Below are 3,017 nucleotides of genomic sequence, written 5' to 3'. Positions count from 1 at the left end.
GGAGGTTGTAATCAGCCTGGTTTAGGCCAGGAGAGCAGGATAGGCCGATGGAAAGCAAGAGAATCTGCGTACAACCGCAGCAATGGCATGGAGAGAAACATTGGTCAAGCTACAAAGGGCTCACGGTGGATACCTTGGCACACAGAGGCGATGAAGGACGTAGTTACCTGCGATAAGTCTCGGGGAGCTGGAAACACGCTTTGATCCGGGAATTTCCGAATGGGGCAACCCCTAGAACGGCCAGCTGAATCCATAGGCTGGCTCGAGCCAACCCAGCGAACTGAAACATCTTAGTAGCTGGAGGAAAGGAAAGTAAAAACGACTCCCTGAGTAGCGGCGAGCGAACGGGGAAGAGCCTAAACCGATGGCTTAGGCCATCGGGGTTGTGGGACAGCAATGTGGACCAGGGACGTTAGAGGAAGCGTTTGAATGGCGCGCCAGAGAGGGTGAAAGCCCCGTACTCGAAAACGAAACTGGCCTAGCTGTATCCCGAGTAGTACGGAGCACGTGAAATTCCGTATGAATCTGCGAGGACCACCTCGTAAGGCTAAGTACTCCTGTGTGACCGATAGCGCAACAGTACCGCGAGGGAAAGGTGAAAAGAACCCCGGGAGGGGAGTGAAATAGAACATGAAACCGTGAGCTTACAAGCAATGGGAGCCCGACTGATCGGGTGACCGTGTGCCTGTTGAAGAATGAGCCGGCGACTTATAGGCACTGGCAGGTTAAACCGGTAATGGTGGAGCCATAGCGAAAGCGAGTCTGAATAGGGCGATCGTCAGTGTTTATAGACCCGAACCCGGGTGATCTAACCATGGCCAGGATGAAGCTTGGGTGATACCAAGTGGAGGTCCGAACCGACTGATGTTGAAAAATCAGCGGATGAGCTGTGGTTAGGGGTGAAATGCCAATCGAACCCGGAGCTAGCTGGTTCTCCCCGAAATACGTTGAGGCGTAGCGTCTAGTGCTATAGCAGGGGGGTAAAGCCACCGTTTCGGTGCGGGCTGCGAGAGCGGTACCAAATCGATACGAACTCTGAATACCCTGTGTGAAACTAGGCAGTCAGACTGTGGGGGATAAGCTCCATGGTCGAAAGGGAAACAGCCCAGACCGCCAGCTAAGGTCCCCAAATCAATGCTGAGTGATAAAGGAGGTGGGATTGCCCAGACAACCAGGAGGTTTGCCTAGAAGCAGCCATCCTCAAAGGAGTGCGTAATAGCTCACTGGTCGAGCGATCCTGCGCCGAAAATGAACGGGGCTAAGCATTGTACCGAAGCTGCGGATTTAATTGTTCTTAGGAACATTCGAATGGTAGGGGAGCGTTCCATGTGGGGTGAAGCGTTAGCGTAAGCGGGCGTGGACTGCATGGAAGTGAGAATGTCGGCTTGAGTAGCGAAAACATGGGTGAGAATCCCATGCCCCGAAACCCTAAGGGTTCCTCCGGCAGGCTCGTCCGCGGAGGGTTAGTCAGGACCTAAGGCGAGGCCGAAAGGCGTAGTCGATGGACAACAGGTCAACATTCCTGTACCTGTCATGTTTTGGGAAGGGGGACGGAGAAGGCTAGCCCAGCCAGATGTTGGTTACTGGTTCAAGCGTTCAAGGCGTTGAGGAGCGGAGAAAACGCTCTGAGCTGAGGCGTGAGCACGAGCTGCTACGGCAGCGAAGTGGGTGATGTCAAGCTTCCAAGAAAAGCCCTATACCCGTTAAGGCATGACGGCCTGTACCCGAAACCGACACAGGTGGGGTGGTAGAGAATACCGAGGGGCGCGAGATAACTCTCTCTAAGGAACTCGGCAAAATGGCCCCGTAACTTCGGGAGAAGGGGTGCCACCGCAAGGTGGTCGCAGTGAAGAGGCCCAGGCGACTGTTTACCAAAAACACAGGTCTCCGCTAAGTCGCAAGACGATGTATGGGGGCTGACGCCTGCCCAGTGCCGGAAGGTTAAGGAAGCTGGTCAGCGAAAGCGAAGCTGGCGACTGAAGCCCCGGTGAACGGCGGCCGTAACTATAACGGTCCTAAGGTAGCGAAATTCCTTGTCGGGTAAGTTCCGACCCGCACGAAAGGCGTAACGATCTGGGCGCTGTCTCGGAGAGAGGCTCGGCGAAATAGAATTGTCTGTGAAGATGCGGACTACGTGCACCCGGACAGAAAGACCCTATGAAGCTTTACTGTAGCTTGGTATTGTGCCCGGGCTCGCAATGCGCAGGATAGGTGGGAGGCATTGATCCATTGCTTGTGGGTGATGGTGAGCCAACGGTGAGATACCACTCTTTGCGAGCTAGGGTTCTAACAGCCACCCGTTATCCGGGGGCTGGACAGTATCAGGTGGGCAGTTTGACTGGGGCGGTCGCCTCCTAAAAGGTAACGGAGGCGCGCAAAGGTTTGCTCAGGCTGGTTGGAAATCAGCCGACGAGTGTAAAAGCAGAAGCAAGCTTGACTGTGAGACCAACAAGTCGAACAGGGACGAAAGTCGGCTTTAGTGATCCGACGGTTCTGAGTGGAAGGGCCGTCGCTCAACGGATAAAAGTTACTCTAGGGATAACAGGCTGATCTCCCCCAAGAGTTCACATCGACGGGGAGGTTTGGCACCTCGATGTCGGCTCATCGCAACCTGGGGCTGAAGTCGGTCCCAAGGGTTGGGCTGTTCGCCCATTAAAGCGGTACGCGAGCTGGGTTCAGAACGTCGTGAGACAGTTCGGTCCATATCCGGTGCATGCGTAAGAACATTGAGAGGAGTTCTCCCTAGTACGAGAGGACCGGGAGGAACGCACCTCTGGTGTACCAGTTATCGTGCCAACGGTAAACGCTGGGTAGCCATGTGCGGAGAGGATAACCGCTGAAAGCATCTAAGTGGGAAGCCCACCTCAAGATGAGTGTTCTCATGGCTGAAGCCAGTAAGGTCACGGGAAGAACACCCGTTGATAGGCTCTACGTGGAAGCGCAGCAATGCGTGAAGCGGAGGAGTACTAATAGACCGAGGGCTTGACCAACACTTGGCTTTGCTCAATGAAGCATGG

The 3,017-nt window shown here is 54.7% G+C and carries 1 rRNA gene; it reads left to right on the top strand.

The window, feature by feature from the left end:
* Positions 1-102 precede the first annotated feature (102 nt).
* Positions 103-2,990, top strand: a 23S ribosomal RNA gene (locus KQ307_RS01665).
* Positions 2,991-3,017 lie beyond the last annotated feature (27 nt).

Source organism: Synechococcus sp. CS-1326 (genome assembly GCF_025128115.1).
Taxonomy (GTDB): Bacteria; Cyanobacteriota; Cyanobacteriia; order PCC-6307; family Cyanobiaceae; genus Regnicoccus.
The sequence above is the reverse complement of the archived record's forward strand: the minus strand, read 5'-3'. Positions and strand labels throughout refer to the sequence as shown.